The sequence below is a fragment of the Ruegeria sp. BE9 genome (assembly GCF_056538765.1).
The window spans coordinates 21,667-37,872 of record NZ_JBQFTS010000002.1; the positions used below are offsets into that span (position 1 = coordinate 21,667).

At 57.4% G+C, this 16,206-nt stretch carries 15 protein-coding genes; 11 read left to right on the top strand and 4 right to left on the bottom strand.

The annotated features are described in order from the left end of the window. Nucleotides 1-236: 236 nt before the first annotated feature. The 11 genes from ACR0EO_RS06830 (at nucleotide 237) to ACR0EO_RS06880 (ending at nucleotide 12,575) form a co-directional block, all read left to right on the top strand. Nucleotides 237-1,556, top strand: coding sequence for a DUF3300 domain-containing protein (locus ACR0EO_RS06830; RefSeq protein WP_480688285.1), 1,320 nt, complete (start codon nucleotides 237-239; stop codon nucleotides 1,554-1,556). Between the two features lies 1 nt (nucleotide 1,557). Then, on the top strand, nucleotides 1,558-2,448 hold the full coding sequence (locus tag ACR0EO_RS06835) for a DUF2950 family protein (RefSeq protein WP_480688287.1): 891 nt from the start codon (nucleotides 1,558-1,560) through the stop codon (nucleotides 2,446-2,448). A gap of 112 nt (nucleotides 2,449-2,560) precedes the next feature. Next, nucleotides 2,561-3,946 (top strand): trypsin-like peptidase domain-containing protein, encoded by a 1,386-nt coding sequence (locus tag ACR0EO_RS06840; protein ID WP_480688289.1) that lies wholly within the window; start codon nucleotides 2,561-2,563, stop codon nucleotides 3,944-3,946. A gap of 1 nt (nucleotide 3,947) precedes the next feature. Continuing rightward, nucleotides 3,948-5,261 carry a replication-associated recombination protein A gene (locus ACR0EO_RS06845; RefSeq protein ID WP_480688291.1) on the top strand — a complete coding sequence of 438 codons (1,314 nt, stop codon included), beginning with the start codon at nucleotides 3,948-3,950 and terminating at the stop codon, nucleotides 5,259-5,261. A 106-nt stretch (nucleotides 5,262-5,367) separates the two neighbouring features. After that, entirely contained in the window at nucleotides 5,368-6,411 is a 1,044-nt protein-coding gene (locus ACR0EO_RS06850) for an RluA family pseudouridine synthase (protein ID WP_480688293.1), read from the top strand. Then, on the top strand, nucleotides 6,408-7,079 hold the full coding sequence (locus ACR0EO_RS06855) for an HAD-IA family hydrolase (RefSeq protein WP_480688294.1): 672 nt from the start codon (nucleotides 6,408-6,410) through the stop codon (nucleotides 7,077-7,079). The genes ACR0EO_RS06850 and ACR0EO_RS06855 overlap by 4 nt, the downstream gene beginning before the upstream one ends. Nucleotides 7,080-7,083: 4 nt before the next feature. Then, nucleotides 7,084-7,791, top strand: a complete 708-nt coding sequence (locus ACR0EO_RS06860) for an ATP12 family chaperone protein (RefSeq protein WP_480688296.1) — start codon at nucleotides 7,084-7,086, stop codon at nucleotides 7,789-7,791. A gap of 208 nt (nucleotides 7,792-7,999) precedes the next feature. After that, the gene (locus ACR0EO_RS06865) at nucleotides 8,000-9,016 is read left to right on the top strand and encodes an amino acid ABC transporter substrate-binding protein (protein ID WP_480688298.1); all 1,017 of its coding nucleotides are present in this window, start codon (nucleotides 8,000-8,002) and stop codon (nucleotides 9,014-9,016) included. 129 nt (nucleotides 9,017-9,145) lie between these two features. After that, nucleotides 9,146-10,414, top strand: coding sequence for an amino acid ABC transporter permease (locus tag ACR0EO_RS06870; RefSeq protein WP_480688300.1), 1,269 nt, complete (start codon nucleotides 9,146-9,148; stop codon nucleotides 10,412-10,414). 1 nt (nucleotide 10,415) lies between these two features. After that, nucleotides 10,416-11,771: an amino acid ABC transporter permease gene (locus ACR0EO_RS06875; RefSeq protein WP_480688302.1), complete on the top strand. Its 1,356-nt coding sequence runs from the start codon at nucleotides 10,416-10,418 to the stop codon at nucleotides 11,769-11,771. A gap of 12 nt (nucleotides 11,772-11,783) precedes the next feature. Next, nucleotides 11,784-12,575 carry an amino acid ABC transporter ATP-binding protein gene (locus ACR0EO_RS06880; RefSeq protein WP_480688304.1) on the top strand — a complete coding sequence of 264 codons (792 nt, stop codon included), beginning with the start codon at nucleotides 11,784-11,786 and terminating at the stop codon, nucleotides 12,573-12,575. Nucleotides 12,576-12,621: 46 nt separating this feature from the next. On the opposite strand, the gene ACR0EO_RS06885 is transcribed toward ACR0EO_RS06880, so the two are convergent. The 4 genes from ACR0EO_RS06885 to ACR0EO_RS06900 form a co-directional block, all read right to left on the bottom strand. Further along, nucleotides 12,622-13,119, bottom strand: coding sequence for a SixA phosphatase family protein (locus ACR0EO_RS06885; protein ID WP_480688306.1), 498 nt, complete (start codon nucleotides 13,117-13,119; stop codon nucleotides 12,622-12,624). After that, complete coding sequence (locus ACR0EO_RS06890) at nucleotides 13,116-13,802, bottom strand: ferredoxin (protein WP_480688308.1); 687 nt, start codon at nucleotides 13,800-13,802, stop codon at nucleotides 13,116-13,118. Before ACR0EO_RS06890 ends, ACR0EO_RS06885 begins: the two co-directional genes overlap by 4 nt. A gap of 19 nt (nucleotides 13,803-13,821) precedes the next feature. Continuing rightward, a complete protein-coding gene (gene argB, locus ACR0EO_RS06895) occupies nucleotides 13,822-14,685 on the bottom strand; it encodes an acetylglutamate kinase (protein WP_480688310.1) in 864 nt (287 codons plus the stop codon). Between the two features lie 103 nt (nucleotides 14,686-14,788). Then, nucleotides 14,789-16,192 (bottom strand): PepSY-associated TM helix domain-containing protein, encoded by a 1,404-nt coding sequence (locus tag ACR0EO_RS06900; protein WP_480688312.1) that lies wholly within the window; start codon nucleotides 16,190-16,192, stop codon nucleotides 14,789-14,791. Between the last annotated feature and the right edge of the window lie 14 nt (nucleotides 16,193-16,206).

Below are 16,206 nucleotides of genomic sequence, written 5' to 3' on the forward strand. Positions count from 1 at the left end.
TCAAATTGTCAGGTTAATGGTTTCGGTAGCGTGTACACCCCGTGTTTCTGTTTGGGGAAGTTGTCAGACCGAAGGCTCGTCGGTCCCATTAAGTCGGACATAGCACCTCGTTTTTCTGTTGTGATTGCGCGAATAATCTAGGGATTGCAGGCAGGTAATAGGACCAGACGAAATTGCGGTCTTATTGCCAGAATCACAAACTTGGGTGATCCTCAAAGAAATTGAAGGATCGAAATATGTTTAGATTACTATTTATCGTGGTCGGTCTGGGCGCATCTACTGCGCTTTTTGCGCAAGAAGCTTCTGAAGAAACAGCAGCAGCGGAAGAAGCTGCGGCGGTCTCGTCCGAGCTATTGACCGATGCTGAGCTTCAAACATTGGTTGCTCCGGTTGCTCTTTACCCAGACACGCTGTTGATCCAGATTTTCGTCGCAGCAACTCAGCCCTTAGAGATTGTAAAGGCGGAGCGTTTCCTTTTGGACAATGCAGACCGGGAACCCGCTGAGCTTGAGCCGGAAATTGATGCGATGGGCTGGGATCCATCCGTGAGCGTGCTGGCGACTGCATTTCCAGAAGTCGTTGGTCAGATGGCGACCCATATTGACTGGACCGAGACAATGGGCACAGCGATGCTCGCTCAGTCGGATGATGTAATGGATGCGGTTCAGGTAATGCGGGACCAAGCGATCGACAGTGGCGCGTTGGTTTCAGGCCCTGAACAAACGGTCGAAGTATCAGACGACGATACTATCGTCGTTACGCCGACGAACACTGAAACTGTCTATGTCCCACAGTATGACCCGGCCACGGTTTACACTGGTCCGTCTACCGGTGATGTTGTTGGTACGGCACTGTTGACGTTCGGAGCGGTGGCACTGATCGACGAGATTTTTGACGACGATGACGATTGGTATGATTATTGGGGTTGCCGAAACTGCGGCGGTTGGGGCGGAGGTCCGATCTACAGGAACCCGAACATCGACATAGACGTGGATGGCAATGTCAATATTGGCAACGAAATCGACCGTGGCGATCGGACAGAAATCGGCTGGAAGCCTGACCCTGAGCGCAAGGAAAAGGCTCAGGATAGAATTGCCAACCACAAGCGGCCAGAAGGCGGCAGGGGAGACCTGCCCGTCAATCGCCCGGATGGCCGCACGGATGAACTACGGGAAAAACTGAGTCGCGAGTCGGGTGCTACGGATATCAGCCGTGATCGCGCGGCAGCTGTGGCCGCTGGGGCAGGGGCCGGTGCTCTGGCAGGAAGTGCCCTTTCCAACCGAGGAAGCGGGAACAAAAAACTACCTGAAGTCAACCGGGGTAACGTGGACAGAGACAAGGCTGCTGCTAAGCAAAAGGCCGTTGAGCGAACAAAGCAACGTCCGGATGCCGCAAAAAAAGCGGTAAAGAAAAAACCGCAGACTGCCAAGAAACCGGCGGCGCAGCGCAAACCAGCAGCCTCCAAAGGGACGGCGATGAAAAAGAAAGCCTCGGGGAACAGAACTCGCAGCGCATCGCAACGCGGGCGCGCCTCCAAAGGAAAGCGGAGACGATAAGATGCGCACATCAATTATTTCTCTTGTACTGGCAGCGGTGACCGCCGGACCGGCCTTTTCAGACGGAAAAGTGTTTGAAACACCTCAAGTGGCGCTGGAAACGTTTGTCGAGGCACTTCGGGCAGATGATCAGAGTCTCATGCTGGAGATCTTTGGACCCGAGGCAGAAGACTTGATTGGAACCGGAGACCCGGATGTCGATCGGGAGAGGCGGCAAGAAGTGCTTGGTATGTATACCGACGGTTACCGTTTCCAGCCCGGAGATGATGGTGTCACCATTTTGTTGGGTGAAGACAGTTGGCCTTTCCCAATTCCCATTTCGAAAAGTGAAGAAGGTTGGCATTTTGACCTCGAGGCGGGGATCGAAGAGCTATCCGCCCGCGAGATCGGCCTGAACGAACTGGACGTGATTGAGTTGCTTGAAGCGTATGTTGATCTTCAAGCAGCGTTCAGGCTGGTTGATCACAATGATGATGGGGTCATGGAATTTGCCCAGAACATAATCTCGGACCCGGAATCACGGAATGGCCTGTTCTGGCCGGAAGAAGAGAGCTTTGTTGGGGCAGCGCTTGCGCGAGCGTCCGCCACAGGTTGGAGTGACGGGGAAACCGATTACGAAGCCGAGCCTTTCCTTGGATACTACTTCACGATCCTTCAGGCACAGGGCCCAAATGCGCCAGGCGGCGCGTATTCGTACTACGTGGGTGATCACTTTGTGGCCGGGCATGCTCTGCTGGCTGTGCCGGCAGAATATGGTGAAACCGGCATCCATTCGTTTCTAGTGGGCGAAAACGGGGTCGTGTACGAAGCAGATTTTGGCCCGGAAACGCTGGAACGCTCAGATGAAATTATGGCGTATGACCCGGGAAGTGACTGGGTGCCAGTCGAATAACCCCAATTGCGCCGTTTGTATTGACCCTAACCCGGTGGTTCACGCCACCGGGAGCTTGCATTACGGTCCGCGCAGACGCATATCCAAGCCAACTCTGAAGGTTGAGGTCTGAATGTTCCGCGCGACCCTTATCGCACTTTCGTTTGCCTGCGCGTCAGTTGCTATGGCTGAAACCCGTGTCCCGCAATCCCAGGCCGAAATATCGGTAGGGTTTGCGCCTGTGGTCAAAGAGGCATCTCCGGCGGTCGTCAATATCTACGCTAAAATCGTGCGGCAGGGGCGGGCTAATCCGTTTTTCTCGGACCCGTTCTTTCGTGACTTTTTCGGCCGCGGTTTTGACGAGCCCCGTCCCCGTGTTCAGAACTCTTTGGGGTCAGGCGTGATCCTGTCCGAAGACGGCTATGTGGTCTCCAATTACCACGTTGTGGGCACGGCGACTGAAATCCGAGTTGTCACTACAGACCGTCGCGAGTTTTCGGCGCAAGTGGTGTTGGGCGATAAAGAGAGTGACATCGCCATTCTGCGGTTAGAAGAGGCCGAAGACCTGCCACATTTGCGACTACGCGACTCTGACCATGTCGAAGTTGGGGAGTTGGCGCTAGCGATTGGCAACCCATTTGGTGTGGGCCAAACCGTTTCATCAGGCATTATTTCAGGGCTCGCACGGACTGGAGCGGCCACTGGGAATGCACGTGGATACTTTATTCAGACAGACGCGGCTATCAATCCCGGTAACTCGGGCGGGGCGTTGATCGACGTGAACGGAGACCTGATCGGAATTAACACTGCGATTCTGACCCGTTCCGGAGGATCCAACGGGATCGGTTTTGCCATCCCGGCCAATTTGGTGGCGGAATTCTTGCGGCAGGCGCAAGAAGGCAACGATAGCTTTGTCAGCCCCTGGGCAGGGATGGCTGGTCAGCACATGAGCGCCGACATCGCCGAGTCTTTGGGCCTGGTTATCCCGCAAGGTGTGGTGATTTCCGACCTGCATCCCCTTAGCCCACTGGCCGAGGCTGGCTTGCGCGTAGGTGATGTTGTGACCCACGTGGACGGTGACGAAGTGAACTCACCCGCCGAGATGAAATTCCGCATGTCCGTTGCAGGTGTCGGCGGCACCTCTATGGTGACCCGATTAAGAGGAGACGAGCGGTCCGAGGTGAAAATAGCGCTGATCAAAGCGCCAGAAACTCCTCCGGCCGAGGAAACCAAGCTTGACGACGAGACCGTTATGCCTGGCCTCGTGGTGTCGCGGGTCAATCCGGCCATCATAACCAAGTTTGAGTTGGTCTTGTCTCAGACAGGCGTCGTCGTTTTGGATGCGGGGCGTTATGGTGGAAGGTCCGGTTTGCGTGTTGGGGATGTGATCAACACCGTAAATGGCACGCTGATCGAGCGCCCTGCAGATGTGGTGGATGCGCTGACAGATCCCGGCCGTCGGATTAATTTCGATGTTCTCAGAGGGGGGCGCTCAGTCTCTCTTCGATTCCGGTTGTAACGTGAGCGACTTGTTCGATACCGGGGCCGCCGCGCCCGCGCCACCCGCGCACCGTCCGTTGGCTGATCGGTTGCGTCCGCAGTCGTTGGCCGAAGTAATCGGGCAAGAGCAGGTTCTGGGACCAGATGCGCCACTGGGCGTTATGCTGGCCTCGGGTAGCTTATCCAGTTTGGTGTTCTGGGGGCCTCCGGGTGTTGGTAAGACGACCATTGCGCGGCTCTTGGCGCAGAAAACCGATCTACATTTCGTTCAGATCAGTGCGATCTTCACCGGCGTTCCGGATCTTAAAAAAGTGTTCGAGGCCGCAAAAATCCGTCGCCAGAACGGGCAGGGCACGCTGTTGTTCGTGGATGAAATCCACCGCTTCAACAAAGCTCAGCAGGATGGTTTCCTGCCCCACATGGAAGATGGCACCATTCTTCTGGTGGGGGCAACGACCGAGAACCCTTCTTTTGAGCTGAACGCTGCTGTTCTCAGTCGGGCACAGGTGCTTGTGCTGGAGCGCCTCAGCCTTGCTGATCTGGAGCGCCTCACCCAAAGGGCCGAGAAGGAACTAAATCGCGCGTTGCCTCTGACCGGGCCTGCTCGCGAAGCGCTGCAAGAGATGGCGGATGGCGACGGGCGGGCGTTGTTGAACCTGATTGAGCAGGTTGCAGCGTGGAAAGTCGATGCGCCGCTTGATCCCGATGCGCTGGCGACGCGACTAATGCGCCGTGCAGCGAAGTACGACAAGTCGGGCGATGAGCATTACAACCTGATTTCAGCCTTGCATAAGTCGGTGCGTGGGTCTGACCCGGACGCGGCGCTTTACTGGTTTGCGCGGATGCTGACGGGCGGAGAGGACCCGCGCTATTTGGCCCGTCGCATTACCCGTATGGCGGTCGAAGATATCGGACTTGCCGATCCGCAGGCGCAGGCGATTTGTCTTCAATCGTGGCAGACCTTCGAGCGGTTGGGCAGCCCCGAGGGTGAGTTGGCTCTGGCACAGGCGCTGGTGTATTTGGCACTGGCTCCCAAATCGAACGGTGCTTACGTCGGCTACAAGGCAGCGATGCGTTTGGCTAAGCAGTCAGGTAGTGAGCCGCCGCCCAAACACATCCTGAACGCGCCGACCTCTTTGATGAAGGATCAGGGCTATGGTGCTGGCTATGCCTATGACCACGACGCCGAAGATGGTTTTTCGGGTCAGAACTACTTTCCCGACGGGATGGATCGGCCCGAGCTGTATCAGCCGGTTGAGCGCGGATTCGAACGGGAACTCAAAAAGCGGCTGGATTACTTCGCGAAACTGCGGGCGCAGCGGAACAGGCCCTAGCGCTGGCTTGACTCTTGCGGTGCGGCGCGCCACAGACGCGCATGTTTTCTAAGGCACCTATGGATACACAATCCGCGCGGAACCGCCGCGTGAAGGGGATATCGGCATGAGCGGCGTACAAATGATCATCGTGGCAGAGGGTGATGGCGACCAGCGGATCGACCGTTGGCTGCGCCGTCTGTTCCCGCATGTCAGCCAGGGGCGCATCGAAAAGATGTGCCGCAAGGGCGAGCTGCGTGTCGAAGGTGGCCGTGTTAAGGCCTCGACTCGGCTTGAAGTCGGGCAGGTCGTTCGCGTGCCTCCTCTGCCTGACGCCGATCACAAGCCTGCTGAGGTCAAGCGGCGCATCTCTGATTCTGACGCCAAGATGATTCAGTCCTGCGTGATCTATCGGGACGACCACGTACTGGCGCTGAACAAGCCTCATGGATTGCCGGTTCAAGGCGGCAGTGGTCAGACGCGCCACGTAGATAGCCTGTCCGAGGCGCTGCGGTTCGGCTACGACGAGAACCCTCGCCTTGTACACCGGCTGGACAAGGACACTTCGGGCGTGCTGTTGCTGGCGCGTACGCGAGAGGCTGCGAAGGGGCTAACCGCCGCGTTCCGTCATCGCGACACCCGCAAGATCTATTGGGCCTTGGTGGCCGGGGTGCCGACCCCGTATCTGGGCGAGATCAAGACCGGCCTCGTTAAGGCCGCAGGTCACGGCAAGCATGGTGAGGGCGAAAAGATGATCCCCATCCACCTGAACGAGATCGACGACAATCCGGGCGCGAAAAGGGCGCATACGCTTTATTCGACGCTGTACAGGGTTGCGGGGCGTGCTTCGTGGGTTGCTATGGAGCCGATCACCGGCCGTACTCACCAGCTGCGGGCGCATATGGCTGCGATCGGGCACCCAATCATTGGTGACGGCAAATATGGCGGTTCCGGGCAAGAAAACCTTGGCGACGGCTGGGGTGCGCAACTGGGCGGGATCATCAGCAAAAAGCTGCACCTGCACGCCCGGCAGGCGACGTTCCAGCATCCGATGACCCGCAAGACCATTACAGTCACCGCACCGCTGCCGGAACACATGAAACACAGCTGGGATACCTTCGGCTGGTCTGAGGATCTGGCCGCCGACGACCCGTTTGAGGCTTTGCAATGAGCGCACCACTGCGTTTGGTGCTGTTCGACGTGGACGGTACTCTGGTGGACAGTCAGGGCAGTATCGTCGCGGCGATGACCGCGAGCTTCGATGCTCAGTCACTTCCGGTGCCTGATCGCGAGGCGATCCTGTCCATTGTGGGTCTATCGCTGCCGAATGCGATGGCCCAGCTAGCATCAGACCACCCTGACTCTGTTCAGCATCGGTTGGTCGAGGGGTACAAAGAAGCCTATCACGCGCACCGTTTGGAACAGGGGGCGGCAAGCTCACCCCTTTATCCAGGTGCACGCGATGTTATCGAGAAGCTGCATGCAGTGCCTGAGGTGCTATTGGGTGTAGCGACCGGGAAATCCCAGCGTGGCCTGGATGCGCTGATTGAAGCCCATGGGCTGGAGCGCTTTTTTGTGACCCGCCAAGTCGCGGATCATCACCCGTCGAAACCGCACCCGTCCATGATCGACACGGCCCGCAGTGAAACCGGGGTAGACGCTGCCAACACGGTGATGATCGGCGATACAAGGTTCGATATGGACATGGCAAACGCTGCAAAGGTGGCAAGCATTGGTGTGACCTGGGGCTATCACGATCGATCTGTGTTAGACGGCGCAACCCGCGTAATTGAAACCTTTGAGCAGCTGCCCCGTGCGCTGGTCGAAATTTGGACGTGAGAACATGAGCGAGTGGAAACCCAAGCGATTTTGGACTGAGAGCGCGGTTGTCGCAACCGACGGCGGGTTCACCGTTGAACTTGATGGCCGCCGTGTAAAAACTCCGGCTAAAGCCGCTTTAACCCTACCGACGCGTGCCATGGCCGAAGAGGTCGCTGCAGAGTGGGACGCTCAGGAAAAAGTGATCGACCCGACTGTCATGCCGTTTACCCGGTCGGCAAACGCCGCAATCGACAAGGTCTGTCACCAACACGCCGAAGTTGCGGACATGTTGGCTGACTACGGCGATTCGGACCTTTTGTGCTATCGCGCGGTTCACCCGCAAGAGTTGCAGCAACGCCAGGCGGAACAATGGGACCCGGTTTTGGATTGGGCGGCCGAAGCGCTCTCGGCTCGGTTGGAGCCTGTTGCTGGTGTGCTACACCAACCACAGCCCGAAACGGCGTTGACGACTCTCCGACAACGGGTTCACGGGCTTAGCGACTTTCAGCTTGCGGCGTTTCACGATCTGGTCAGCTTGTCGGGCTCTCTCATCCTAGGGTTTGCCGCAGCTCAGAACTGGGGCACTGCGGAAGAAATTTGGCAGATTTCCCGGTTGGATGAGCTTTGGCAAATCGAGCAATGGGGCCACGACGATGAGGCCCACGCTGTTGCCGAAACCAAAAAGGCGGCCTTCCTGCACGCAAAACGGTTTTTCGACCTCTCGGTTTGATCCTTCACAGCCTGATTTTCGAACGTTGAACGAGTCATCTCTGGATTGACTCATCGTTTTCCCTGATCCGGGCCTTGACGTTTGTTTATGAATGCGCCCAAACTCGTGGCCACTAAAGGGGAGACACCTTTGGGGAAACCTTTCTGGTACCAGAGGTGCCGGACAGAACCGTCCTGTGACTGGGGCGGACAATCAGGAAGAGGTAAAAATGAAAAAATCCGTAATCTTGGGCGTGGCAACCGTTGCCGGCCTGGCTGCTGCTGCAGCTACGGCGGGGACCGTCGATGATGTCAAAGCACGCGGTAAACTGAACTGCGGCGTGGCGACCGGCGTTCCTGGCTTCGCCAGCCCGGATGCCAACGGCGAGTGGCAGGGCTTTGACGTGGCCGTGTGCCGTGCAGTTGCAGCCGCCGTTCTGGACGATCCGACCGCCGTAGAGTTCATTCCGACTACCGGTAAAACACGCTTTACCGCGCTGGCTTCGGGTGAAATCGACATGCTGGCCCGTAACACCACCTGGACCTTCAGCCGCGACGTCGACCTTAAGTTCGAATTCGTTGGCATCAACTACTACGATGGTCAGGGCTTCATGGTTCCGAAGGCTCTGGGCGTAAGCTCGGCCAAGGAACTGGACGGTGCGACTGTCTGCATTCAGACCGGTACTACTACCGAACTGAACCTGGCAGACTTTTTCCGCATCAACAACATGAGCTACGAGCCGGTTCCGATCGAAACCAACGCCGAAGCGCAACAGCAGTATCTGGCTGGTGCCTGTGACGTCTACACCACCGACGCATCGGGCCTGGCCGCAACTCGCGCCACCTTCGAGAACGCGGCGGACCACGTGATCCTGCCCGAAATCATCTCGAAAGAGCCTCTGGGCCCGCTGGTTCGCCACGGTGACCACGAGTGGGGCGACGTAGTTCGCTGGACTCTGAACGCACTGATCGCAGCTGAAGAGCTGGGCGTGACCTCGGCAAATATCGATGAGATGGCTGCTGGCACCGACAACCCCGAAGTGAACCGTCTGCTGGGCAGCGAAGGCACTCTGGGTGAAATGCTGGGTCTGGACGCGACCTGGGCGCAGCGCGCGATCAAAGTCGGCGGCAACTATGGCGAAGTGTTTGCCAAGAACATCGGCGAGGAAACTCCGATTGGTCTGGCACGCGGCCTGAACGCACAGTGGACCGACGGTGGCCTGATGTACGCTCCGCCGTTCCGGTAAAACCTAAGGAGAAGGGCGCAGGGTAACCTGCGCCCTTTTTCCATCCATAAGAAACACGCCCGGAAAACTCTGAGCAGAGAAAAACTCTGCCAACAAAACAACCGGGATGCACGGGGATTTACATAGGTCATGACGACACTCACTGACCCGCCGAAGGAGCACTTCCGGCTGTCCATGCTCCTTTACGATACGCGGTATCGATCTGCGACCATTCAGGTCATCGCTTTGATCGGTTTCATGCTTTTGGCAGCCTGGATTATTAGCAACACAATTCAGAACCTCGAAACACTGGGCAGAACAGTCGGATTCGGCTTTTTCAGCGAGCCTTCGAGTTATGACATCAACCAACGCCTGCTGGAATACGACTCGCGCGACACCCATCTGCGTGCGGCGTTAATAGGCCTGCTTAATACGCTGGTTGTCGCAGTTCTGGGCTGTATCACAGCAACGATCATTGGCGTTATGGTTGGTGTTCTGCGTTTGTCGAACAACTGGCTGATCGCACGGATCATGACGGTTTACGTCGAAATGTTCCGCAACGTTCCGGTCCTGCTTTGGATCGTGTTCGCCATGGCGATCCTGATCGAAAGCTTGCCATCGCCACGCGCTTTCCGGGGCGAAGACCCAGAAGCGACGATGAAACTGTTCGATTCGGTCGCAGTGACTAACCGCGGGGTTTATATCCCCGAGTTTCTTTTCTCGCGCGGTTTGGGCGATATCCACCTGTTCGGAACGTCGAGCCTGCGCTTTGATGTTTCGCTGGACCTGATCGCTTTCCTGATCGTGCTCGGCGGTAGTATCTTTGCCATGCGCAAAGTCTCAGCCTGGGCCAATGCCACGCAGGAAAAAACCGGCGACCGTCCGACCATTTGGCACATCCAATTGGGCCTGCTGTTCGTGCCATCGGCCATCCTGCTGGGCGCGCTGGGCTTCCACCTGGGTTATCCCGAGCTGAAGGGCTTCAACTTCTCCGGCGGTACCCACCTTCGGAACTCACTAATCGCCCTTTGGCTTGCCTTGTCGCTTTATACTGCAGCCTTCATTGCCGAGATCGTACGTGCCGGTATTCTGGCCATCTCCAAAGGTCAGACCGAAGCCGCATCCGCACTGGGTCTGCGCCCGGGTCGGACCATGCGTCTGGTTATCCTGCCGCAAGCGCTGCGCGTCATCATCCCTCCGATGATCTCGAACTATCTGAACCTGACCAAGAACTCGTCTCTGGCGATTGCGGTCGGATACATGGATATCACGGGTACGCTGGGCGGCATCACAATGAACCAGACCGGCCGCGAGCTGGAATGTGTTCTGCTGCTGATGCTGGTCTATCTTACCATCTCGCTGAGCATTTCGGCTGTGATGAACTGGTACAACAACCGTGTCAAACTGGTGGAGCGGTAATATGAGTGATGTTTCATTTGTCCGCACGGAAATGTTGCCGGAAAAGGCCCCACCCGCATCCGAGGTTGGGGTACTAGGCTGGATCAGGCACAACCTGTTCTCAAGCTGGCTGAACGCCATTCTGACGATCATCTCGCTGTACTTCATCTACTACGTGCTTTCGAACATCCTGAGTTGGACGTTCGAATCCGTTTGGAATGCGAACTCCCTGTCAGAATGTCGTGAGATCATGATGGCGACCTGGGGAGATACCCATGGTCATGCCTGCTGGGGTGTGATCAAGGACCGGTGGCTGCAATTGCTGTACGGCTTTTATCCGCCCTATCCTGCGCATCCGGACGCAACTTGGTCCAATCCGCCCGAATCTGGCGGCTGGCCGGCCTATTTCCGTCCGAACCTGACCTTCATCCTGTTGCTGGTTGCAATTGCGCCTGTGTTGTTCACCAACGTACCGCGCAAGCTGTTGATCGTGACAGCGGCCTATCCGTTCTTGCTGCCCTGGTTGATGTGGGGCGGGTCGATCTGGGGGCCCCTTATGGTCGCCGCCGGGTTTGCCATTGGATACTTCGCCTACAAGATTGTGCTGCCGATGGCTGGGTCTCTGACGGCCCTCATCCTTGCTGCCGTGCTGCCCATTCTCTGGTGGTTGTTTGCAGCTGGCGCAGTTGCCGGAGCAATCAACTCGGTGATCCCGATAGGCATCGCTACGGTTGAAAGCCGCGACTTTGGTGGCTTCATGCTGGCGATCCTGCTGGGCGTTGTGGCTATCGGTGTTTCGCTGCCCATCGGCATCGTGCTGGCGCTGGGTCGTCAGTCCGATCTGATGATCGTCAAATACCTTTGCGTGGGCTTTATCGAGTTCATTCGTGGCGTGCCGCTGATCACTCTGCTGTTCGTGGCTTCGCTACTGTTGAACCTGTTTCTGCCGCCAGGCACCAACTTTGACATTATCCTGAGGGTGATGATCATGATGACCCTGTTCTCGGCCGCTTATATGGCCGAGGTGATCCGGGGTGGTCTGGCTGCTCTGCCGCGCGGTCAGTACGAAGGCGCAGACAGTCTGGGCCTGAACTACTGGCAGGCGCAGCGGTTGATCATTATGCCGCAGGCGCTGAAAATCTCGATCCCGGGCATCGTGAGCACGTTCATCGGTATCTTCAAGGATACGACTCTGGTCTCGATCATCGGTCTGTTCGATGTGATCGGCCTGACCAACGGCATCCGCGCTGATACCGCCTGGAACGGCGTCTACTGGGAACTGTTTGCCTTTATTGGCGTTCTGTTCTTCGTCGTCTGCTTCTCCATGTCTCGTTATTCCATGTATCTGGAGCGCAAGCTTCAGACTGGCCACCGTTAAGGAGTTCAACCCATGTCTGAACTTGCAATTGAACGCGAAATCGACCGCTCGAAGATGCAGGTGAGCGACGAGGTCGCCATCGAAATCACCAACATGAACAAGTGGTACGGGTCCTTCCACGTGCTGCGCGACATCAATCTGACCGTCAACCAAGGCGAGCGGATCGTTATCGCGGGGCCGTCGGGATCGGGCAAATCCACCCTGATCCGCTGCCTGAACGCGCTGGAGGAACACCAGCAGGGCAAGATCGTCGTGGACGGGACCGAGCTGTCGAATGACCTGAAAAACATCGACAAGATCCGGTCCGAGGTTGGCATGGTGTTCCAGCACTTCAACCTGTTCCCGCACCTGACGATCCTGGAAAACTGCACGCTGGCCCCGATCTGGGTGCGCAAGACGCCCAAGAAAGAGGCCGAAGAGCGTGCGATGCATTTCCTGGAAAAGGTGAAAATCCCTGAGCAGGCCGACAAATACCCCGGTCAGCTTTCGGGCGGTCAGCAGCAGCGCGTGGCGATTGCCCGCTCGCTCTGCATGATGCCGCGGATCATGTTGTTCGATGAACCGACATCGGCCTTGGACCCAGAGATGATCAAAGAGGTGCTCGACACCATGATAGAACTGGCCGAGGAGGGCATGACCATGCTGTGTGTGACGCATGAGATGGGCTTTGCTCGTCAGGTCGCCAACCGTGTGATCTTTATGGATGCCGGTCAGATTGTGGAACAGAACGAACCAGAAGAGTTCTTCAACAATCCGCAGAGCGAACGGACCAAGCTGTTCCTCAGCCAGATTCTGGGCCACTGATCCCATAGAAACGAAGGAAAAGGCGGGGTTTTTGCCCCGCCTTTTTTCATTCCAGCAACTCGCGTGGAATGGTGAAGCCCAGCACCGTGCCGCTGTGCCATTGGATCTGTGCCCAGTCGTCGATGTCAAACCGGATGACGGTTGTTGCACAGGTTGGGTAGTCGTGAAACCGGGCGTGGTCGGGGGCATGTCGGACGATACGGCTGGCAAACGCGGCGATCCCGGGGTTGTGACCCAGCATCAGCACCGTGGACTCCGTGGCGCCTGACAGTTCGCGCAACATGTCCCCGGAATCCGCATGGTAGAGCGTTCGGTGAAAACAAACCTTGTCCGCCTGCAAGCCCATCCGATCCCAAGTCTCGCGGGTGCGGGTTGAGGTCGAGCTTAGGACTTCATCCGGTAGCCAGCCGTTTTGACGCAACCATTCGGCAATCGCCGGGGCCGATTTACGGCCGCGCTTGTTCAGAGGACGGTCGTGATCACTTAGCGCCGGGCTGTCCCAACTGGATTTCGCGTGGCGGGTCAGGATCAGCGTGCGGGTCATGACGGGTGAAACGCTCTCATGTGATGGGCGGATTGTTCCGGGTTGCGCCCCGCACCCGCACTGAGAGGGCAGGATAGTCGCGCAAGGCACCCGCCGGTCATACAGGTTTGTCCTTCGTCCGTGGACAGATGACCGTGACAGGCATCGACGTCATAGAAGCTTTGGCTGTTCAGCGCACCGACCGGGCAGGTTTGGGTGCAAGGGGCAGGGCAGTCTGTGCACGGTGACGTGCTGCTGCCTTCGGGGATGTCGAATTCCCGTTTGAAATGCAACGCCCCGCGGTATGAGATCATCATGCCCACAGTGTCATGTACCAAAGCGCCAACCGGGCTGCTGAAGGTGCGACCGGATTTCAGCGCCCAGTCGATAAAAGGTGCATAGGGTGGTCCGCCAAACGGGAAATGTGCCTGTGCACCAAGATCCTGAGCCATCTTCCCAATGACGCGGCTGGACCAGCGGTCCACTGGATCGGGCCCCAACCATTCTGCGGATGCCTTTAAGACGGGCCAGAAGGCTGAACCTGCGCCCAAAAGAACCAGAGTTCCCCCGTCCAAGCTTTTGGCACCACTTTGCCGTGGATGCGTCGCACCCATGACGATTAGGCCCGCTTGATGCGCCGCGCGTGTTACCCAGCCATAGCTGATTGCTGCCGCGTAAGAGGAGGGTGGGGGCTGTCCGGTCATCTCTCCTCCGCGCGTCACGTCAATCGGGGCGGATCAGTGACCCGGCACCGTGCTCGGTAAACAGTTCTAGCAAGACGGCATTAGGCGCGCGACCATCCAGAATGACCACTGCGCGAACCCCGCTGTGCAGCGCGTCCAGCGCGGTTTCGGTCTTGGGGATCATGCCGCCTGCAATCGTACCGTCCATCGTCATTTCGCGGATCTGACCAGCTTTGAGCTCTGTCACGACCTCACCTCCTGCGTTCTTGACGCCTGAAACGTCAGTCAGCAGCAGCAATCGGTCTGCCTTTAGCGCGGCGGCGATGGCGCCGGCGGCAGTATCGCCATTGATGTTAAAGGTCTCACCGTTTTTACCTGCGCCCAAAGGCGCGATAACGGGGATCACGTCGTGCGAGAACAGATTGTGCAGGATGGCCGGGTTCATCTCGGACGGAGAGCCTACAAACCCAAGCGAAGGATCCGCCTGATCGCAGACGATAAGATTGGCGTCCTTGCCCGAAAGGCCTACGGCAGAGCCGCCCTGACCATTGATCGCCTGCACGATGCGTTTGTTTACGAGGCCGGAAAGGACCATTTCGACCACTTCAACGGTCGCCTTGTCGGTTACGCGCTTGCCATTCACGAACTCGGACTGAATGTCCAGTTGGTCCAGCATCGCGTTGATCATCGGACCACCGCCATGCACGACCACCGGGTTCACACCGACCTGACGCATCAGAACCACGTCTCGAGCGAAACTCTCCATCGCGTCGTCGCTGCCCATGGCATGGCCGCCCAACTTGATAACGACGATTGCCCCGTCATAACGCTGCAGGTACGGCAAAGCGCTGTTCAACGTGGCGGCGGTGGCGATCCAATCCCGGTTCATGTCTCTTGTCTTCATGGCTGCTGTCCCTTTGGCGTAACGTGTTAGGGCCTTTGAAAGGCTCTGCCAAGACCGGATCGCGGAAATGACCGCACCGAATATACCAGTGCGGTCGTTTGCCTTAGTTCATGACGCGCTTCATTGCCGGGATGTTGCTGACCAAAAGCAGGTCGAAAATCAACACGGCAAGCAGCGTCAGCCCGACCAGTGGGAACGCCATTGCGGTGAATAGACCAATCAGAACGGCTCCTTTCCACAGAGGGAGTTCTGCAGGCATTGGCGGTGCAGCCAAGCGGCCCGCGCGCTGCGGACGCCGCTTGATCCACATAACCACGCCTGAGACGCAGACAAATATGACGGACAAGCAGAACACCAGATTCAGGATAAAGTTCCACGTCCCCATCAAACCCATATGGAAGGGAATACCAAGAGCCATGGATTTACCCATCACTGAGTAATCCTCGTAACGGACATCGGCCAAAATCTTACCAGTATACTGATCCACGTGGACCGTACGGTCATTCACTGGATCGGTTGAGTCGCTGCTCATGCTGTCTCGGTTCAACGTCCACACCCCGGATTCACCACCCGGATAAGCCACGCGAAATCGACCGGTCATGTCCAGTGCTGTACCCAGCGCAACAAGCGAGTCGATATCAACTGGTGTGCCATTTGGAACGCCCTCTATTCCGGCTTCCGAACCCGAGGCAGGCATTGGTGTCTGTTCAAGAGCCCAAGGGACGTCGTTCTGGTGTCCATGATTCATACTGGCGTGGGTTTCGTCGGATAGGGGCACGTTATCCCATTTCTCGGCAGGGAAACTGCTCCACGGTTGGACAATCATTCCGCCCCAGACACCGGCCCAGGACAAGCCCGAGATCAGAAAGTACACCAGCAGCAGTGACATCCAGAAACCGGTCACAGCATGCAGCGATTTCCACAGCGCTCGCCCCCGGGCGCGCAGATTGGGGACAAGTGCAGCCCGAGCGTTGCCACGCGGCCACCACAAGTACAGACCGGTGAAAACCAACAGCAGGCTTAGTCCCGCTGCGATTTCAAGAATGCGGTCTCCGGTCGTACCAATCAGTAAGGTCGAATGGATGTTGTCTGCCAGATCGTACCATCCGTCACGACGGTTCCAGACTTGTAAGACTCCACCAGCATAGGGATCGACGGCCACAAGCCGTTGACCTGCTTCGGTCTTGATACGAAAGACCGTGGCCAGATCGGCCGCCTTGGGACCGATCCACTCAACGACGGTTCCCGGTACCTCTGCCAAAGCAATCTCGGCCTGCTGCGAGACGGGCAGGGCGGTACCTTGTACTTCGACTGCGATCTTCTCGCCGTCACGACCGTCGAATTGAGTGATGAACATCATCATCAACCCGGTCACGGCCAAAATGATCAGAAATGGGATGACGAATATCCCCGCGTAGAAATGCCACCTCCAAGCGGCGAAATAGAATTTCTGCGCAGCAGTGTTTTTTGCTTGGGTATCCCCCAGGGTTTGGCTATCCAATGCCATTGTATTCTCCGGAT